Raw genomic sequence first — 18058 nt, forward strand, 5'->3', positions numbered from 1 at the left:
ATTGCCTTTGCAGGCGGGCACAGTGGCAAGAATTTTTACGGGGGCACCCATTCCTCCGGGGGCAGACGCCGTGGTGATGCAGGAGGACAGCAGTGTGCTGGCTGATGGCCTTGTTACCTTCAACGCAGTACCCACGCCCAATCAATGGATACGCCGTGCCGGGGAAGACATTGCGTGCGGGCAGGTGGTTGTGCCGAAAGGCACGGTGCTGGACGCCGTGCATGTGGGTTTGCTGGCGTCTATTGGTGTTGATCGTGTGGAAGTGGTCAAACGCCTGAAAGTGGGCGTGATGGTAACGGGTAGCGAACTGCAAAACCCGGGCAAGGCGCTGGAAGCAGGGCAAATCTACAATTCCAATGAGTTTGTGTGGTGTGGCCTGCTGAAGGCCATGAACATTGAGGTGGAGTCGGTGGGTATTGTGCCCGACAACTTTGAGGCCACTTGCAGCGCGCTTGAAAGCTTGGCCGAATGCGATGCGGTCATCAGTTCCGGCGGTGTGTCTGTGGGTGAAGAAGACCACGTGAAACCCGCCATCGAAAAAGTGGGGGAATTGCGCGCCTGGAAAGTGGCCATGAAGCCGGGCAAGCCCATTGCCTTTGGTCATATCAACCGGACAGGCGGTGGGCAAAGCTGGTTTTTTGGTTTGCCTGGCAACCCGGTGTCCAGCGCCTTGGCCTTCCAGCTAATTGTAAAGCCTTTTCTTGGGCTGTTGCAGGGGCAAAGCATGCGGCAAGTGGACTGGCGTTTGCGCATGCACCCGGTAACAGCCGGTTTTGCATGGGCCAAGCCCGATACGCGCCGTGAAGAGTTTTTGCGGGTGGATGTACAATCTGGTTGTGCAGGCCTGTTTCCCAACCAAAGTTCGGGCGTGTTGACATCGCTTGCGCAGTCCAGCGGTTTGGTGCGTTTGGCCAAAGGCCAGGTGGTTGCCCCGGGGGATGTGCTGAATTATGTGTCGTATCAGGACTTGATGAAATGAATGTGAAGGTGCGGTTTTTTGCCAGTTTGAAAGAACAGTTCGGGCGCGACAGCGTGGTGGTAAATGCCCCTTTCGCACCCGCCACCGTGGCGGGTTTGCGCCAACACCTTTGTGAGCAGCACCCCGGTTTTGCCAAAGCGATTGCAGAGGTGGGGCGCCTGCGTGCAGCGGTAAACCAGGACATGGCCGACGACGACACCCCTGTGGGCGAACAGGCCGAAGTGGCGTTTTTTCCACCGGTAACAGGGGGTTGAATGTTGCGTTCCAAAGTACTGGTGCAAGAAGCAGATTTTGATGTGTCCAGCGAAATTCGCTGGCTTCGGGAAGGCTTGCCCGAAATTGGTGCGATCGCCACCTTCATTGGCACGGTTCGGGACATCAACGAGAACAGCACCGTGCGAGCCATGACTCTTGAACACTATCCAGGCATGACTGAAAAAGCCTTGGAAAATATTTTGAAAGTGGCCGATGAGCGGTTTGAAATTACCTCGGCCATGATCATCCACCGCGTTGGTCCTTTGTACCCCGAGGATCAAATTGTGTTTGCAGCGGCCACCAGCGAGCATCGTCAACAGGCTTTTCTGGCCTGCGAATTCATCATGGATTATTTGAAAACCGAGGCACCTTTCTGGAAAAAGGAAGACACCCCGGAAGGTGCACGCTGGGTGTCGGCCCGCGACAGCGACGATTCTGCCATGAAACGCTGGGAGAAGGCCGATTGAATGCCCTCAATGCGTTGGCCGTTTTTGTGGGTGCTGGCCTTGGTGGCGTGGGTCGCTATGGCTTGGGCGTGGTGCTGGCACAACCGGCCTGGCTGCCGTTTCACATCGGTACCCTGGGTGCCAACCTGATTGGCGGTTTTTTGGCGGGTGCCTTGTTTGCAGTTTTTGGCCCCGCCTGGTTGAAAACCAACCCCCTTGGTTTGTTTCTGATGACAGGCGTGCTGGGCGGCCTGACCACGTTTTCAGCCTTCACCGCCGAAGGTGCCAACTTGTTGTTGGACAAACCAGCGCTGGCGCTGGGGCACGCCGCAATCCATGTGGTGGGTTGTTTGATTGCCTTTTTTATTGCGGGCAAACTGTTTGGCCTGTTCGGGCAGTAGGTCGTGGCGGACTGATCAATGCTGTTCCCAGGGCAGGCCGCGAAATCGCCAGCCATTGATACTTGAGCGCTGGTGGTTCTCGTTTTTGTCACCTTCAAACCCTTCCAGCACATTGATTGCAAATTCGAAGCCATGCTTTGCTGCCAGGGTGGCCGCATGGTGGGAACGTGCACCGCTTCGGCAAATGAACAGCACGGGCTGGTGGGGTTCCACCCGGGAAGCAATCTGCGCCAGAAAGTCGGGGGTGCGCATGCCATCAGGGTAGTTGTTCCATTCCACATGGAATGACCGGTCTTCAGAAAAACTGACGTGCCCCACCCAGTCCAGTTCCGCATCGGTGCGCACATCCACCAACACGGCGTTTTCATCTTCATTCAGCAAATTCCAGGCTTCCTCGGGGGTCAAAGCCCCCAGATAATTCAATCCCTTTTCCTGAGCGCGTTGTTTGGCAATTTCAATCAGTTTTGGTGCGGTGGGTGTTGGGGCCATGTGCCTGTTCCCTAGAATTCACAATTAAGATGAGTATATTGTAATACAAGCATTAAGCGGTTTAGTTAAAAGACCCGCCAAGCCCCATCGTGGTGCGCAATGCATCTTTGTGGTGCGTAAATTACACCGCCTGAATGGAGGGGGGTCTGCAAACCTTGATTCTTCGTGTGCACCGTCTTGGTACGGTCTTTGCTTTAGCCCTCCAAGTCGATGAGTGAATTCGCGTTAAGCGTCATATATAGCAACATCGAACGTGCTATTGTTTCGCTAATTCCAAAGAGTTCCACTCAGAATTTATTTAGATCAACATCCACCTCTCACGTACCAGGAGATTTTCAATGGCGACCGCCCAAGATGTAATGAAGATGGTTGCGGAAAACGAAGTGAAGTTCATTGACTTCCGCTTCACCGACACCAAAGGCAAAGAGCAACACGTTTCAGTGCCTGTAAAAATGTTTGACGACGACAAATTTGAGTCTGGCCACGCATTTGACGGATCTTCTGTCGCGGGCTGGAAAGGCATTGAAGCGTCTGACATGTTGCTCATGCCTGATCCTGATTCAGCGCGTATGGACCCATTCCGTGAAGAGCCTACACTGATTTTGACTTGCGACGTGATCGAGCCAACCGATGGCAAGGGTTACGATCGTGATCCACGCTCCATCGCCCGCCGTGCGGAAGCGTATCTGAAGTCCTCTGGCTTGGGCGACACTGCCTACTTCGGTCCGGAACCCGAATTCTTCATTTTCGACAGCATCACATGGTCCGACGAAATGTCTGGTTGCCACTTCAAGATCAAGTCCGAAGAAGCCTCCTGGTCCACCGGCATTGATTACGAACACGGCAACCTGGGTCACCGCCCCACGGTAAAAGGTGGTTACTTCCCAGTGTCCCCAACTGATTCATTCCAGGACATCCGTTCTGAAATGTGCCTGTTGCTGGAACAGCAAGGCGTGCCCGTTGAAGTGCACCACCACGAAGTGGCTGGCGCTGGTCAAAACGAAATTGGTACCATGTTCTCTACATTGACCAAGCGTGCTGACTGGACTCAAATCCTGAAGTACACCGTGTGGAACGTGGCCGCCAGCTATGGCAAAACAGCCACCTTCATGCCCAAGCCAATGTGGGGCGACAACGGTTCAGGCATGCACGTTCACCAGTCTGTATGGAAAGACGGCGTGAATCTGTTTGCCGGCAACGGTTATGCGGGCCTGTCTGAATTTGCCCTGTACTACATCGGCGGTATCATCAAGCACGCACGCGCCCTGAATGCTATCACCAACCCATCCACCAACTCCTACAAGCGTTTGGTGCCTGGCTACGAAGCACCAGTGAAGCTGGCTTACTCTGCCAAGAACCGTTCGGCGTCAATTCGCATTCCACACGTGGCCAACCCCAAGGGTCGCCGCATTGAGGCCCGTTTCCCGGATCCCATGGCCAACCCTTACCTGGCATTCGCTGCCATGTTGATGGCTGGTCTGGACGGTGTTCAGAACAAGATCCACCCTGGTGAGGCTGCTGACAAAAACCTGTATGACTTGCCTCCTGAAGAAGATGCAAAGATCCCAACCGTTTGCCACTCACTGGAAATGGCGTTGGAATACCTGGACAAGGACCGCGAGTTCCTGACCCGTGGTGGCGTATTCAGCAATCAAATGCTGGATGCCTACATTGCGTTGAAGATGGAAGAAGTGCAGCGTTTCCGCATGACACCGCACCCCATCGAATACGATATGTACTACGGTCTGTAAAAAAGCCGATTGTATTGAGTCGATGTGAAAATGGCCCCGTAAAAAGGGCCATTTTTATTTTTGTGGTTTTGTAAAGTGGCTACCCCGTCTGGTATCAGCATTCGCCTTTAATGGGGAGGGTAGTCAATAGGTGATCGGTTATCATGAAAATTGTCCCTAAATTTTCTGAGATGTAATCATGCTGATGCAATCGACTGTTCAACGTTCGCTACTGACATTGGGCCTGGGTTTGTTCCTGTTTTCAGGCGCACAGGCCAAAGGGTCGGAAATGTTTGTGTGTACAAACAGTGAAGGCGTTCGTACTTACCAGAATTCAGACGGTGGCGATGGTTGTGTGCCTTTGAATTTGAATCCGATTACGGTGGTGCCGGCACCCAAGCCGAGCACCAACAGTGGCAGTCAGGGAAGTTCAAGTCGCAATGCGGGTGCTGCCGAATCGGCTGCGGCCTATGATAATCGTTCTGCAGGCGACTTCAACGCCAAGGACGATCGAATGAAAATACTGCAGGAAGAGCTGCGCATTGAAGAGGGTAAGTTAAAGTCTTTGAAAGACGAATACAAGAACGGTCAGCCAGACCGCTTGGGCAGCGAACGCAATTATCAGAAATATCTGGACCGTGTTGCTCGTCTTGAGCAGGAAATCATGGTGACCAATGACAGTATTGAAATACTGAAATCAGAACTGATCCGTCTGTCAAAATAACACTTGTTACGCAAGCAGCGGGTCAGCACGAGGGACGAATTGAAGAAAGAACAGTTTCAAGGTCTTGAATTGTTGGCCACTGCGGTGGTGGTAAGTGACCCCGAGGGCGTGGTGTTGTACGCCAACCTGTCGGCAGAAACATTACTGGAAGTGTCCAGGCGAAGTTTTGATGGTCAGGCACTGGCCGCCCTGTTTGTCGAAGCCAATGCGTTTCGGGAATTCCTTCGGAAGTCGCAGGCCGACCCGTTTGGCGTCAAGCGCCAGGTGTTTGAGCTGATACGCCCGAGCGGCACGGCAGAACATGTGCACGTGACGCTTTCATGCCCGGAGGGCGCCAACGGCATCACCATCATTGAGCTGCGCGAAATCGAACAACAACTGAAGGTGGATCGCGAGGCACGCATGATGGATCAATCTTTGGCCAACAAGGAATTGATCCGCAACCTTGCACATGAAATCAAAAACCCTTTGGGGGGAATTCGTGGTGCAGCCCAGTTGCTGGAGGTGGAACTGCCATCCCCGGAATTGAAGGAATACACGCAGGTGGTGATCAAGGAGTCGGATCGCCTTCAAACGCTGGTAGACCGTTTGCTTGCCCCGCACAGAAAACCGCACATTGTCTCGATGATGAACATTCACGAGGTGTGTGAACGCGTGCGTTCCGTCATTTTGGCCGAACACCCCAAGGGCCTGAAATTCATTCGGGATTACGACACATCCATTCCTGAATTTCTGGGTGATCTTGAACAATTGATTCAGGCGATCCTGAATATAGTGCGCAATGCTGCACAAGCTTTGACACCTCAAATTGCCGAAGGCACTGCACAAATAATTCTATGCACCAGGGTGGTGCGTAGAGTAACCTTAAACCGCAAGCAACACAGGCTGGCATTAGACTTGCAAGTGATCGACAACGGACCCGGCATACCTGTGGAAATCATGGAAAGGATTTTCTTTCCTCTGGTTTCGGGGCGTGAGGGCGGTAGTGGTTTGGGCCTTACATTGGCCCAAACATTCGTGCAACAACACGAAGGCATTATTGAATGCAGCTCCACACCGGGAAGAACGCTTTTTAAAGTCACATTGCCGCTTCAGTTTGATCACGCTGCGAGCTAAGCGGTTTTAAGGAACCACAATTAATGCGTCCAATTTGGGTTGTTGATGATGACCACTCCATTCGCTGGGTTTTGCAGAAAGCAATTTCCCGCGAAGGAATTCCTTGTGAAATTTTTTCCTCAGCCGCTGAAGTACTGGAACGACTGGAAACCGAGGTACCCCAAGTGCTGGTTTCCGATATTCGAATGCCGGGCCAAAGCGGGCTGGACCTGTTGTCCAAGGTTCGTGAATTGCAGCCTGATTTACCCGTCATCATCATGACTGCGTACTCTGACCTTGACAGTGCCGTGTCGGCATTCCAGGGCGGCGCATTTGAATACCTGCCCAAACCGTTCGACATTGAAAAAGCCGTCGAGCTGATTTTGCGGGCGGTTCGGGAATCGCAAACCGAAGAATTCGTGGACGAAACCGATGCGGCTGCGCCTGAAATTCTTGGGCAGGCACCCGCCATGCAGGAAGTGTTTCGTGCCATCGGGCGTTTGTCCCAATCCAATGTCACGGTGCTGATAACCGGTGAAAGCGGTGCGGGCAAGGAGTTGGTTGCGCGTGCATTGCACCGCCACAGCCCCCGTGCCACGCAACCTTTTATTGCATTGAACACGGCAGCCATTCCGAAAGACTTGCTGGAATCGGAATTGTTTGGTCATGAACGCGGTTCGTTCACCGGTGCGCAGGCACAACGCCGCGGCCGTTTCGAACAAGCCGAGGGCGGCACGCTGTTTCTCGATGAAATTGGCGACATGCCCGCTGAATTGCAAACCCGCTTGTTGAGAGTTTTGTCAGACGGACATTTTTACCGCGTTGGCGGGCAGCAGCCCATCAAGGCCAATGTGCGGGTGATCGCGGCCACCCACCAGGATCTGGATGAGCGGGTGAAGCAGGGCCTGTTTCGGGAAGACCTTTACCACCGTTTGAATGTGATCCGCTTGCGCTTACCACCGCTGCGTGAGCGGCAGGAAGACATTCCGATTTTGGCCAAACATTTCCTGAGTGTTTCTGCCCGTGAGTTAGGCACGGAAACCAAGCGTTTGTCCGAGGCGGCGGTGCGTGTCATCTGTGAATTTCCCTTCCCTGGCAACGTTCGTCAACTGGAAAACGTGTGCCGCTGGATCACGGTCATGGCGCCGGCCCAGTTGGTTGAAGCGCGTGATTTGCCCCCTGAATTGAAAGCATTTCAAACAGGGGCTTTGCCTGTTGCGGAGCAGGCACCTGCCACACCAGCCGCTTCCAATTTGTGGCTGGCTGAAACCAGTCCGGTCATGCCGGCTGGCGTGCCATCTGTGGGTGCTTCCGGCATGTCTGCAGGCAAGTATCCGTTTGAAACCAGTGCACCGGAAACCATGGTAAATGCGCAGGTTCCGGTGGGTCGAAGTGCCAGCTGGCTTGAATTGTTGTTTCTGGAAGCAGAAAAGGCACTGGAAAGCGGGCAGCCTGATGTCATGGATGCACTAACTGCCCAATTCGAAACCACCATGATCCAGGCGGCCTTGAAAGCCACCCATGGCAAGCGAATTGAAGCGGCCCAGCGTTTGGGAATAGGGCGCAACACGATTACCAGAAAAATTCAGGACTTGAACATCGATGTGAAAGACATTGATTGAAGTGCTCCCCTGTTTCTGGACGAAAAAAAACCTCTGCATGCAGAGGTTTTTTTATTTGAGCAACCTGAATTACATGTTTTTAACCTGAAACTTCTTCAGAATATTGGACAAATCAGTGGCCACACCTTTCAAGCCTGAAACTGCGTTGGATGCTCGGCGTGCCATGTCCAGGTTGCCTTCCGACAGCTGGGCAACCACTTCAACCTGATGACCAATGCTTTCCGAGGCCTGGTTTTGTTCAAGCAGTGCTGCGTGAATGTTTTCCACGGAATGGGCCACAGCGGAAGAGTCGGCTGTGATCTGGTTCATTGCCTGGCCTGCACGGTCTACCAGTTCAACGCCCTTTCTCACGCTTTCTACAGCCATGTCCATGTTGTTAACTGCCACGCCAGAACTGGTCTGAATGGCTTCGATCATGCCGTGGATGTCGTCGGTCGATTTGCGTGTGCGCTCTGCAAGCTTGCGTACCTCATCGGCCACAACAGAGAAGCCGCGCCCCTGTTCACCTGCACGTGCCGCTTCAATGGCTGCGTTCAAAGCAAGCAGGTTGGTTTGTTCGGCAATGCCCTTGATGATCAATGCAATTTCAGAAATTTCGCGAGACTGTTCGCCCAGCTGCTGGATCACATCGGCGGTGCCCTGCACATTTTGGGAAATCTTGTGCATTTGTTGGGTGGCGGAATTGATGGCACCCAGACCGTCGTCGGCCAGTTGGCGGGCCTTGTTGCTTACGTCCTTGGCTTCGGTGGCAGAATCGCCCACGCTGGAAATGGAGGATGACATTTCTTCCACGGCAGCGGCCATGCCCGAAGCGGCATCACTTCCAGAGGCCGCACCTTTGCTCAATTCGTCGCTGGTGTGCACCAAGTCTTCCGAAGCTTCCTGGACTTGGTCTGTGCTGCGTTTTACCGCGCCCAGTGCCTGTTCCATGCTTTCCGCCATGCGGTTCATGCTGCGGGCCAGCAGGCTGATTTCGTTTTTCGTATTCACGTTGCCATTGGTGACTTCGCTTTCGGCGCGGGCCGTCATGTCGCCATTGCCCAGTTTCAGGGCAAGCGCGGTCAGGCCTTTGGTCGAGCTGGTCAGGCGGCTGGTTACCCAGAACAGGGCCAGTGCAATTACTGCCGTGGCGATCAAGCCCATTGCAATCATCAGCACGCTCATTGAATAAATGGTACTGAACATTTCACTGGTCCGGGCAGGGGTTATCACGGTTGCGCCGCCCCATTGTGGAACCTTGGCAAACGCAACAAATTCATCACGGTTGATGCCGCTTTTTGGGTCGGCCCAACTGATCTGTGTGACACCGGAATCTTCTTTGCCAATCTTGTCGAGCAGCATTTGCAATTCGGGCTGCGCGCCAGCCATTTCCTTGAATTCATCGCCCTTGAACTGGGAATGAATCATGACCTTGCCCGCATTTGCCCCTGCGGTGTACAGCACATAAGGAATACCGGTTTCGCCAATGCGCGTGCTCAGCACGGCGTTTTGAACGTCGGCAAACAGGTTGGTCATGTCAAAGCCGATGTAAAGAATCAGGTCATGCTGGCCGTCGGTGCTTTTGATGGGCAGGTATTTCGACATATAGCGTTTGCCAAACAGCAAGGCCTCGCCCAGATAGGTTTCGCCCTTGATGATCTTGGCATAACTGGGGTGATTGCGGTCCAGTTTCGTACCCACAGCGCGGTCGCCGTTTTCTTTTTTCAGGCTGGTGGAAATGCGCAGGTAATCGTCGCCTGTGCGAACAAACACAGTGGCCACGCCACCGGTCATTTGCGTGAAATTGTCGACCACACCGAAGTTGCCAGTGATGAAGTTGGAGTCCAGCGTCACCATGGGGCCTTCAATCTCGGGCGTGATGGAGATCATCTGGTTTTGATCAACCAGCAATTCACCTTTGAACTGACCTTCAAACAGATCGGCCAGTTGGGTTACCGAACTTTCAGAAAGTTTGTAGGCAATTTCCATGGTCTGTCGCAGGCCTTCTGCCTGTGTGGACACCGTGCGCTCGGTGCGTTCTACTGCTGCATTGAAAGTAAACATGGCCGTGATGCCCACCAGGCTTAATACAATCAATGCAACCAGCGCGGCACTTGTCAAGCTGATCTGTTTGGAAAGGGGAAGAGTTTTTAAGTTCATGGTGCGTAACGATTGAGAGGGTGATGAACAGTTTTCATCATCGCATCGCATCCCTGCAACTAATTGCCTAATTAGAGGGGTAATTCACCTGTAATAAGTCCCTAAGAAAGGTGATATGCCCAAAGCCTTCCCCCTTTTTGAGAGGGGGAGCTTGAAAAATCAGAAGGAGAGGGTGGCAATCGCCGGGGCGTGGTCAGAAGGTTTTTCCCACTTGCGCGGCGCGCGGTCAATGACACTGGCTGTGCATTGTTCGGCCAACGGTTTGCTGAGTAAAACATGGTCAATTCGCAAGCCCTTGTTTTTCTGAAAACCCAGCATGCGGTAATCCCACCAGGAATAGGTTTTCTCAGGCTGCTCGAACAGCCTGAAACTGTCGACCAGGCCCATACCGAGCAGGGTGTTGAAGCGGCTGCGTTCTTCTTCTGAACACAGCACTTGCCCCGCCCAGGCTTTCGGGTCGTGTACATCACGGTCATCGGGGGCAATGTTGTAGTCGCCCACCAAAGCCAGTTTTGGGTATTGAGCCAGCCAACCGTGGCAGTCTTTAAGCAAAGCATCAAGCCATGCCTTTTTGTACTCGAACTTGTCCGAGCCAACTTCCGAGCCATTGACTACATAAGCACTGATGAAACGCAATTCACCGAAAGTGGCGGCAATTACGCGTTTTTGCTCGTCAGGAAAACTGGGCAGGTTCACCAGCACATCCATCGGTTCAGGCATGGTGGCTTTTTTGTACAGAATGGCCACGCCGTTGTAGGTTTTCTGGCCTGCAAACACGGTCCCATATCCTGCGGCGTCCAGTTCAGCCAGCGGGAAGTTCTCGTCGGTCAGCTTCAGTTCTTGAAGTCCGAGCAAATCTACCGGGTTGCTTTCAAGCCACAGCAGCAGATGCGGCAGGCGCACCTTGAGCGAATTCACGTTCCAGGTGGCCAGTTGAATGTCTGCCATTATGCCGCCTGCCTGTTGTCGACCATGCCTGTGTGGCGAAGCAGCGCGTCAATGCTCGGTTCGCGGCCACGGAAGGCCTTGAACGACTCTGCTGCCGGGCGGCTGCCCCCCACCGACAAAATTTCTTCCAGAAACTTCTTTCCGGTTTCGGGGCTGACCACGCCGTTTTCCTCGAACATCGCAAATGCATCGGCCGACAACACTTCAGCCCATTTGTAGCTGTAGTAACCCGCCGCATAACCACCTGAAAAAATGTGGCTGAATGAATTCGGGAATCGGTTATACGCTGGTGGTACCAGTACAGCCACTTCTTTGCGCACTTGGGCCAACAGCTCAAGAATATTCGCTTCGCTGTGGGGGTTAAATTCGGTGTGCACCAGCATGTCGAACAAGGAAAACTCGATTTGTCGCAGTGTTTGCAAACCGCTCTGGAAATTCTTGGCAGCCACCATTTTGTCGAACAGTGCTTTTGGCATGGGTTTGCCCGTGGTCTCGTGCGCGGTCAGCGATTCAACCACACTCCATTCCCAGGCAAAGTTTTCCATGAACTGCGAGGGCAGCTCAACGGCATCCCATTCCACACCATTAATGCCTGCAACATCCAGTTCATCCACGCGGGTCAGCATGTGGTGAATGCCGTGCCCAAATTCGTGAAACAGGGTTTGTACGTCGTCATGCGACAATTGCGCAGCCTTGCCTGCGGCCGGTTTGGTGTAATTACATGTCAGGTAGGCCACTGGTGTTTGCACGCCTTGTTCGGTGCGCTTGCGGCCACGGGCGTCGTCCATCCAGGCACCGGAACGCTTGCTGGCGCGTGCGTAGGGGTCCAGGTAGAAATGCGCAATCGCCTTGCCTTCTTTCTGTACTTCAAAGAAGCGCACATCCGGGTGCCAGGTGTCGGCTTGTGCTTTCACAATTTGCACGCTGAACAGTTTTTCGGTCAGTTTGAACAGGCCATCGAGTACCCGGTCTTCCTGAAAGTACTGGCGCACTTCCAGATCACTGAAGGCGTATTTCTTTTCTTTCAGTTTTTCCGAGGCATAGCTCATGTCCCAGCTTTGCAGTTCGTCCATGCCCAGTTCGGCTTTGGCAAATGCCTTGATTTCTTCCAGGTCGCGCAGGGCAAATGGCTTGGCTTTCACCGCCAGTTCACGCAGAAAGTTCACCACTTCATCTGGCGTATTCGCCATCTTTGGCACCAGGCTGAGTTCACCAAAATTCTTGTAACCCAGCATTTGGGCTTCTTCCAGGCGAAGTTGTAGCAGCTCGCGAATCAGCGCGGTGTTGTCCAGCTCCGCAGGGCCAAATTCCGAGGCACGTTTGGCATACGCTTCGTACAGCGTTTCGCGCAATTCACGCTTCTCGGCGTACTGTAGAACCGGAAAATAAGAGGGGAATTGCAATGTGAATTTATAGCCTTCCTTGCCTTCTGATTTTGCAAGTTCTTCGGCTGCCTGCACTGCATATTCAGGAATGCCAGCCAAATCGGCTTTGTCAGTCACGATCAATTCAAAGGCATTGGTGGCGTCCAGCACGTTTTCAGAAAACTTGGCCGTGATGGCCGCCTGGCGATCCTGAATTTCAGCGTAGCGTGGCTTCTTGTCGGCAGGCAACTCGGCGCCACCCAACTTGAAACCGCGAATGGAATTGGCCAGCACCTTCAGACGCGCGGGCGTGAAGCTTTTTGCCGCCTCGCTTTGTTCAATGGCTTTGTAAATGGCGTACAGGCGTTCGTCCTGCCCCACCATGGTCCAAAATTCGGTGGTTTTTGGCAAGCAGGCGTTGTAGGCTGCGCGCAGTTCTTCGGTGTCGGCCACGGAATGCAAATGCCCAACCACGCCCCAGGCACGGCTAAGCTGCTCGCAAATCACATCAAGCGGCAGCAAGGTTTCTTCCCATGTGGCTTGTTCAGGTGCAGTGCTGGCCGTAATTTCCAATTGTTTTTTTGCGGCCGCAAGCATCGTGTCAATGGCGGGCTCCACGTGCCCGGTTTGAATGTCCGAAAAACGGGGCAGTCCGGAAAAGTCGAGTAGGGGGTTGCTCATGGTCATAGTATTTGGGTCCTGCAAAAAAATTCTTAAAGGCTACGTTCAACCGCTTCAATCGTGTTTTGCAACAGCATGGTGATGGTCATGGGGCCAACGCCACCGGGCACGGGTGTAATCCAGCCCGCCACTTCCCTGGCTGAATCAAAGTCAACATCGCCGCACAGCTTGCCATCGGGCAGGCGGTTAATGCCCACGTCGATCACCACCGCGCCGGGCTTGATCATGTCGCCGGTAATCATATTGGGGCGTCCCACCGCAACCACAAGTACGTCCGCACGCTGGCAATGCGATTTCAGGTCTTTCGTTTTGCTGTTGCACAGCGTTACGGTAGCACCTTGTTGCAGAAGCAACATGGCTTGTGGCTTGCCCACAATGTTGCTGGCACCAATCACCACGGCCTCTGCGCCGCGCAGTTCAATGCCGGTCAATTCCAGCATTTTCATCACGCCGTACGGTGTGCACGGGCGAAACAGGGGTTTGCCTGTCATCAGCAGCCCGGCGTTGCTGACGTGAAAACCATCCACGTCTTTCTCGGCGCTGATCGATTCAATCACCACATGCGAATCCAGGTGCTTGGGCAGGGGCAATTGCACCAAAATGCCATGAATGGTGGGGTCCGCATTCAGTTGTTCAACCAAACCCACCAGCGCATCCTGGCTTGTGTTGTCGGGCAGGCGGTGCATAACCGATTTAAAACCTGCTTTTTCACAAGCCGACACCTTGTTGCGCACATACACCTGCGAGGCGGGGTCTTCGCCCACCAGCACCACGGCCAGGCCAGGTTGATGCCCAAGCGCGGTCAGTTCGGCTGCGCGTGTTGCAATGGTTTCGCGGATGGAGGCGGCCAGTTCGGTGCCGCTGATGATTTGTGCAGACATGGTGAAGTGAGTTCGAAAATTTGAAATGGTTCAATTGAACAAGGCCCGCTCATTAGCTGAGAAATGGGCCTTGTTGGGGGGTGTTCAGGGTTGCGCCAGTTCTGGTGATTTGCGCAGGGCAATTTTCAGCAAATCAGCCACAGTGGTTACTTGCAGTTTGTCCATGATATTGGCACGGTGGGCTTCCACGGTTTTGATGCTGATGTTCAGGTCGTCAGCAATCTGCTTGTTCAGGCGGCCCGACACAATGCGTTCCAGGACCTGCAGTTCACGAGTGGTCAGCTTGGAATACAGCTTGTTGATCTGTTCGTCCAGTTTGGCGTTTTGGGCCAAATCGTGGGCCAAACGCATGTGCTGGTGAATCAGTTCCTTGATTTTGCTTTCATCAAAGGGTTTTTCCAGAAAATCAACCGCGCCGTTTTTCATGGTTTCAACAGCAAGGGTTACGTCGCCGTGGCCAGTAATGAACACAATGGGAATTGGAATGCCGCGTTCGTTCAGTGTTTTTTGGACTTCAAGGCCTGAAAGCTTCGGCATGCGAATATCCAGCAGCAACACGCAGGGTTGTGGCCACTGCAGTTGTTCAAGAAACAACTCCGGGTCCTCAAAGGTACGGACCTGGTAACCTTCGGTCTCGATCAGCCATTGAAGTGAATCGCGCACCGCCTCATCGTCGTCCACGATGAACACGGTCTCTTGTACTTCTGTGGGTCGTGGTTGGGTGTGAAGCATTGGCTTTATTCCATAACAGGTGGGTTCATGTGCGCAAGCACAGCGTCTTCGGCCAGGGGCAATGTGAACTTGAACACACTGCCTTGGCCTTGCGCGGGTTCTACCCACAATTGGCCTTGATGATACTCAATAATAGTACGACAGATGTTCAGCCCCATGCCCATTCCGTCGGATTTGGTGGTGAAAAACGACTCAAACAGCCGTTGACGAATCTCTTCGGGTACCCCGACGCCGTGGTCTCGAACCTCTATCAGCGCAAACTGGGCCGATTGCCCCACCTGGATTTCAATCCGTTTTTGCTCCGGCGGCAAATGTCCCATGGCTTCCAGGCCATTCTTGATCAGGTTCATCAGCACTTGCTCAATCAACACCGGGTCGGCCACAACTGACATCAGTGCATCGGGCAGGTTCATTTCGATCCGTGCTGACTGGTGTTTGGCCTCTAGTCGGGAAAAGCTGATTGCATCCTCGATAATTTTACCGATCGGGCAGGGTGCACGTTTGGGTTCCTGCTGTTTCACGAATTCCCGAATGCGGCGAATAACAGCACCCGCCCGCTGGGCTTGCACGTTCACCTTCTCCAGCACCGGAAGCAGTTCTTCGGGACTGACCTTGCCCGCTTTAAGCCGGGTTACGCTGCCCATGTTGTAGTTCGAAATGGCGGCCAAGGGCTGGTTGATTTCATGGGCCAGCGAGGAAGCCAATTCTCCCAGCGTGATCAGGCGGGACGTAAACTGCAACTTTTCCTGTTGTTGGCGCGACATGTTTTCCGCTTCCTTGCGCGAAGAAATGTCGGTGGCAACCTGCATTACAACGGTGGCCCCGTCCACCCATGAAATGGATCGGCGGCGTACTTCATACCAGCGCTGCGAGTTGGGGTTGAACCATTCAAACGGCTCGTACAGGTTGGCCCGGTTACGCCGGTTTTTCGACATGCGTGGTGGGGTGGCGTTGGCAAACCACTCGCGGTGCAAGCGGTTCACGAAAATGTATTCATCCCCCCCGGCTTCAGGGCCCTGCACGCACACGGCAGCGTCCAGTTCTTCAAGAATGCGCACAAAGCGGCGGTGGGCGGCTGCCAGTTCATCCCGAACCCGGCGAGGCTCGGTGATGTCGGTCATGGAGGTCATCCAGCCGCTTTGCTGGCCATCACTGTCCACCAGGGGCGACACGTACATGCGCGCATCGAACAGGCTGCCGTCGCGGCGGCGAACCTGCACCTCAATGCCTTTTTGTGGGGCGTTGCCCGACAAAATAAGGTCGAGGTTGGTTTGCTGTTCTTCATAAGAACGGTCAGGCCAATAGGGAAAAGGCGGTGCCATGCCCACCAGTTCCGATTCCTTGTAACCTGTCATTTTACAAAACGCCGGGTTAACGTAAGTGATGCGACCTTGCATGTCGATGGCCCGCATCCCGGTGATCACCGAATCCTCCATCGCCCGGCGAAACTTGGTCTCGGCCAACAGGCGTTTCTCCGCCTGGCTGCGCAATTTGGCGTGGCGAAACAACAAGATAAAACTCCACACGATCACCAATGACAACCCAAATACTGTCCACGCCAGCATATTGGAAAACAATTCCGTGTTGGTTTTGTAAAGTACTGCACGCAGTTTCAAGCCGTGGCCCGGTGGGTCCAGCGGTACCTCGTGGCTTAACTTGGCGTTGTCGATCGAGCGGCTGACATTGGATGCCACCGGGTTGCCGCCGCCATCGACAATGCTGACCAGGTAAAGTTGAACGAAAGAGTCGGGCACCGCATCGTTGAGCAGCGATGCCACAGGGATCGTGGCAGCCACCGCGCCCTGAAATTCGCCTTTGCTGATGATTGGGCTTTGTATTTCGATGAACACCTTGCCTGAAGGGCCAAGAAATGGCCGGGAAAAAACAGGCAGTCGGGTTTCCCGGGCCATGTTGAACGCCCAGTAACTTTCGGCATCCTCAATGGTTTGGTAAAGCGGGTGCAGTACTTCGGATGATCGCAGGTTCGGCATTGCCAGATTGGTTACGCGCCGCTCGTTGTCGATCACCAGCACACTGCTGACTTCCTGGAATTCATTCATCAAGGCCTGGGCGGAAAACCGGAATCCGTCAATGTCAGTGCTGTTTTGTTCGAAGGCCCGGGCAATCTGGTTCACGCGTTCCTGCGATGCTAGCAAACGGGTTCGAATGGTTTGGCGGGCCAGCTCCACATCGCGGATCACCCGCAGTTGGGTCTGGTTTTGGTCCTCGGAATGCAGGGTATAAAAAAACGCACCCATGGCCAAAAGGAACAGAATGATACCCACCAGCGGGGTGGCCCACACCAAGGGGCTTGTACGGGGTTGGTCGCGAAGGCGCACGGTCGAAATGTTCTCGAAAACCAGAAGATGCTTGAAGTGTACAAAACAAGCGGTAGGCTGGGGTAAATGGATTGGAACGGATCCGTGAAAATCCTTATAAATTCCACAATGTGAAAATGTAAATCATAATTTGAAACTTTCTTAATTAGGCGTGATACTCTAATATCAACAGGAAATGCAGCCAAAAGCTCGTGTTTCTGAAAAAAGACCCAGAGACCCCAAGGAGGAAGCAATGTCAGCGCAACTCAATTTCCCCGGATCGGACGATCCCGATTTCCAAGAAACCCAAGAATGGCTAGATGCCCTGGAGGCCGTGCTTGAACGCGAAGGCCCCGAGCGCGCGCATTACTTGCTTGAACAACTGATTGCCAAGGCCCGTTTAAGCGGTGCTTTTATCCCGTTTTCGGCCAATACCGAATATGTGAACACCATTCCGGTGCACCTTGAAACCCGCTGTCCCGGCAACATGGAATACGAAGAACGTCTTCGTTCCTGGATGCGCTGGAACGCCATGGCCATGGTGGTGCGTGCCAACAAGAAAAGCCCGCCCGATGGTGGTGACCTGGGTGGTCACATTGCGTCGTTTGCGTCGCTGGCCACCATGCTGGGTGTGGGTTTTAACCACTTTTGGCACGCGGAAGACGAAAACCATGGCGGTGACCTGCTGTACCTTCAAGGCCACGTGTCCCCCGGTATTTATGCCCGCGCTTTTCTTGAAGGTCGCCTGACCGAAGAGCAACTGGACAACTTCCGTCAGGAAGTGGATGGCAAGGGTCTTTCCAGCTACCCGCACCCCAAGTTGATGCCGGAATTCTGGCAGTTCCCCACCGTGTCCATGGGCCTTGGCCCATTGATGGGTATTTATCAGGCGCGCTTCTTGAAGTACCTTCATGCGCGCGGTATTTGCGACACATCCAAGCGCAAAGTCTGGGTGTTTTGTGGCGACGGTGAAATGGATGAACCAGAATCACTTGGCGCGATCGGTATGGCTGCGCGCGAGAAGCTCGACAACCTGGTGTTCGTGGTGAACTGCAACCTGCAGCGCCTGGATGGCCCAGTGCGCGGCAACGGCAAAATCATTCAGGAACTGGAAGGCGAGTTCCGTGGCTCAGGCTGGAACGTACTCAAGGTAATTTGGGGCGGCTACTGGGATGAATTGCTGGCCCGCGACAAAGACGGCCTGATGCGCAAAGTCATGCTGGAAATTGTCGACGTCGAATATCAGAACTGCAA

15 protein-coding genes and 1 pseudogene are annotated in these 18058 nt (G+C 53.8%); 9 read left to right on the forward strand and 7 right to left on the reverse strand.

The features are described from left to right. The 4 genes from V7028_RS12605 to V7028_RS12620 form a co-directional block, all read left to right on the forward strand. A partial coding sequence (locus V7028_RS12605) for a molybdopterin molybdotransferase MoeA (RefSeq protein WP_334120435.1) occupies positions 1-979 on the forward strand: 979 nt, incomplete at its 5' end. Beyond that, complete coding sequence (moaD, locus tag V7028_RS12610) at positions 976-1233, forward strand: molybdopterin converting factor subunit 1 (RefSeq protein ID WP_334120436.1); 258 nt, start codon at positions 976-978, stop codon at positions 1231-1233. The genes V7028_RS12605 and moaD, both read left to right, overlap by 4 nt. Then, positions 1234-1701: a molybdopterin synthase catalytic subunit MoaE gene (gene moaE, locus V7028_RS12615; protein ID WP_334120437.1), complete on the forward strand. Its 468-nt coding sequence runs from the start codon at positions 1234-1236 to the stop codon at positions 1699-1701. After that, the gene (locus tag V7028_RS12620) at positions 1698-2081 is read left to right on the forward strand and encodes a fluoride efflux transporter FluC (RefSeq protein ID WP_334120438.1); all 384 of its coding nucleotides are present in this window, start codon (positions 1698-1700) and stop codon (positions 2079-2081) included. The genes moaE and V7028_RS12620 overlap by 4 nt, the downstream gene beginning before the upstream one ends. Positions 2082-2096: 15 nt before the next feature. Here the strand turns inward: V7028_RS12620 and V7028_RS12625 are convergent, their stop codons facing one another. After that, positions 2097-2570 carry a rhodanese-like domain-containing protein gene (locus V7028_RS12625; protein WP_334120439.1) on the reverse strand — a complete coding sequence of 158 codons (474 nt, stop codon included), beginning with the start codon at positions 2568-2570 and terminating at the stop codon, positions 2097-2099. Positions 2571-2908: 338 nt separating this feature from the next. Between V7028_RS12625 and glnA the strand changes: the two genes are divergently transcribed. From glnA to ntrC, 4 genes are all read left to right on the forward strand, one after another. Then, positions 2909-4321: a type I glutamate--ammonia ligase gene (gene glnA, locus V7028_RS12630; RefSeq protein WP_334120440.1), complete on the forward strand. Its 1413-nt coding sequence runs from the start codon at positions 2909-2911 to the stop codon at positions 4319-4321. A 178-nt stretch (positions 4322-4499) separates the two neighbouring features. After that, complete coding sequence (locus V7028_RS12635) at positions 4500-5024, forward strand: DUF4124 domain-containing protein (protein ID WP_334120441.1); 525 nt, start codon at positions 4500-4502, stop codon at positions 5022-5024. Positions 5025-5063: 39 nt separating this feature from the next. Beyond that, positions 5064-6140, forward strand: a complete 1077-nt coding sequence (glnL, locus tag V7028_RS12640) for a nitrogen regulation protein NR(II) (RefSeq protein WP_334120442.1) — start codon at positions 5064-5066, stop codon at positions 6138-6140. 23 nt (positions 6141-6163) lie between these two features. Next, positions 6164-7741 carry a nitrogen regulation protein NR(I) gene (ntrC, locus tag V7028_RS12645; RefSeq protein WP_334120443.1) on the forward strand — a complete coding sequence of 526 codons (1578 nt, stop codon included), beginning with the start codon at positions 6164-6166 and terminating at the stop codon, positions 7739-7741. A 69-nt stretch (positions 7742-7810) separates the two neighbouring features. On the opposite strand, the gene V7028_RS12650 is transcribed toward ntrC, so the two are convergent. The 6 genes from V7028_RS12650 to V7028_RS12675 all read right to left on the reverse strand — a co-directional run bounded on the left by V7028_RS12650 (position 7811) and on the right by V7028_RS12675 (position 16825). Next, positions 7811-9880 carry a methyl-accepting chemotaxis protein gene (locus tag V7028_RS12650; protein ID WP_334120444.1) on the reverse strand — a complete coding sequence of 690 codons (2070 nt, stop codon included), beginning with the start codon at positions 9878-9880 and terminating at the stop codon, positions 7811-7813. 159 nt (positions 9881-10039) lie between these two features. Continuing rightward, complete coding sequence (gene xth, locus V7028_RS12655; RefSeq protein ID WP_334120449.1) at positions 10040-10819, reverse strand: exodeoxyribonuclease III; 780 nt, start codon at positions 10817-10819, stop codon at positions 10040-10042. Between the two features lie 8 nt (positions 10820-10827). Then, entirely contained in the window at positions 10828-12879 is a 2052-nt protein-coding gene (locus V7028_RS12660) for a M3 family metallopeptidase (protein WP_334120445.1), read from the reverse strand. 26 nt (positions 12880-12905) lie between these two features. Next, positions 12906-13754 (reverse strand): bifunctional methylenetetrahydrofolate dehydrogenase/methenyltetrahydrofolate cyclohydrolase FolD, encoded by an 849-nt coding sequence (gene folD / locus V7028_RS12665; RefSeq protein ID WP_334120446.1) that lies wholly within the window; start codon positions 13752-13754, stop codon positions 12906-12908. A gap of 84 nt (positions 13755-13838) precedes the next feature. After that, the gene (locus tag V7028_RS12670; RefSeq protein WP_334120447.1) at positions 13839-14486 is read right to left on the reverse strand and encodes a response regulator transcription factor; all 648 of its coding nucleotides are present in this window, start codon (positions 14484-14486) and stop codon (positions 13839-13841) included. A gap of 5 nt (positions 14487-14491) precedes the next feature. Beyond that, a complete protein-coding gene (locus tag V7028_RS12675) occupies positions 14492-16825 on the reverse strand; it encodes a PAS domain S-box protein (protein WP_334120448.1) in 2334 nt (777 codons plus the stop codon). Between the two features lie 232 nt (positions 16826-17057). On the opposite strand from V7028_RS12675, the pseudogene aceE reads away from it, so the two are divergent. Then, a pseudogene (gene aceE, locus V7028_RS12680) lies at positions 17058-18058 on the forward strand (pyruvate dehydrogenase (acetyl-transferring), homodimeric type); the annotation flags it as partial.

The organism is Limnobacter sp. (assembly GCF_036846585.1).
Taxonomy (GTDB): Bacteria; Pseudomonadota; Gammaproteobacteria; order Burkholderiales; family Burkholderiaceae_B; genus Limnobacter.

Coding starts and splice junctions, on each gene's coding strand:
- moaD (WP_334120436.1), top strand. CDS start 976: ATGAATGTGAAGGTGCGGTTTTTTGCCAGTTTGAAAGAACAGTTCGGG.
- V7028_RS12650 (WP_334120444.1), bottom strand. CDS start 9,880: ATGAACTTAAAAACTCTTCCCCTTTCCAAACAGATCAGCTTGACAAGT.
- V7028_RS12670 (WP_334120447.1), bottom strand. CDS start 14,486: ATGCTTCACACCCAACCACGACCCACAGAAGTACAAGAGACCGTGTTC.
- glnA (WP_334120440.1), top strand. CDS start 2,909: ATGGCGACCGCCCAAGATGTAATGAAGATGGTTGCGGAAAACGAAGTG.
- folD (WP_334120446.1), bottom strand. CDS start 13,754: ATGTCTGCACAAATCATCAGCGGCACCGAACTGGCCGCCTCCATCCGC.
- V7028_RS12635 (WP_334120441.1), top strand. CDS start 4,500: ATGCTGATGCAATCGACTGTTCAACGTTCGCTACTGACATTGGGCCTG.
- moaE (WP_334120437.1), top strand. CDS start 1,234: ATGTTGCGTTCCAAAGTACTGGTGCAAGAAGCAGATTTTGATGTGTCC.
- ntrC (WP_334120443.1), top strand. CDS start 6,164: ATGCGTCCAATTTGGGTTGTTGATGATGACCACTCCATTCGCTGGGTT.
- V7028_RS12625 (WP_334120439.1), bottom strand. CDS start 2,570: ATGGCCCCAACACCCACCGCACCAAAACTGATTGAAATTGCCAAACAA.
- V7028_RS12660 (WP_334120445.1), bottom strand. CDS start 12,879: ATGACCATGAGCAACCCCCTACTCGACTTTTCCGGACTGCCCCGTTTT.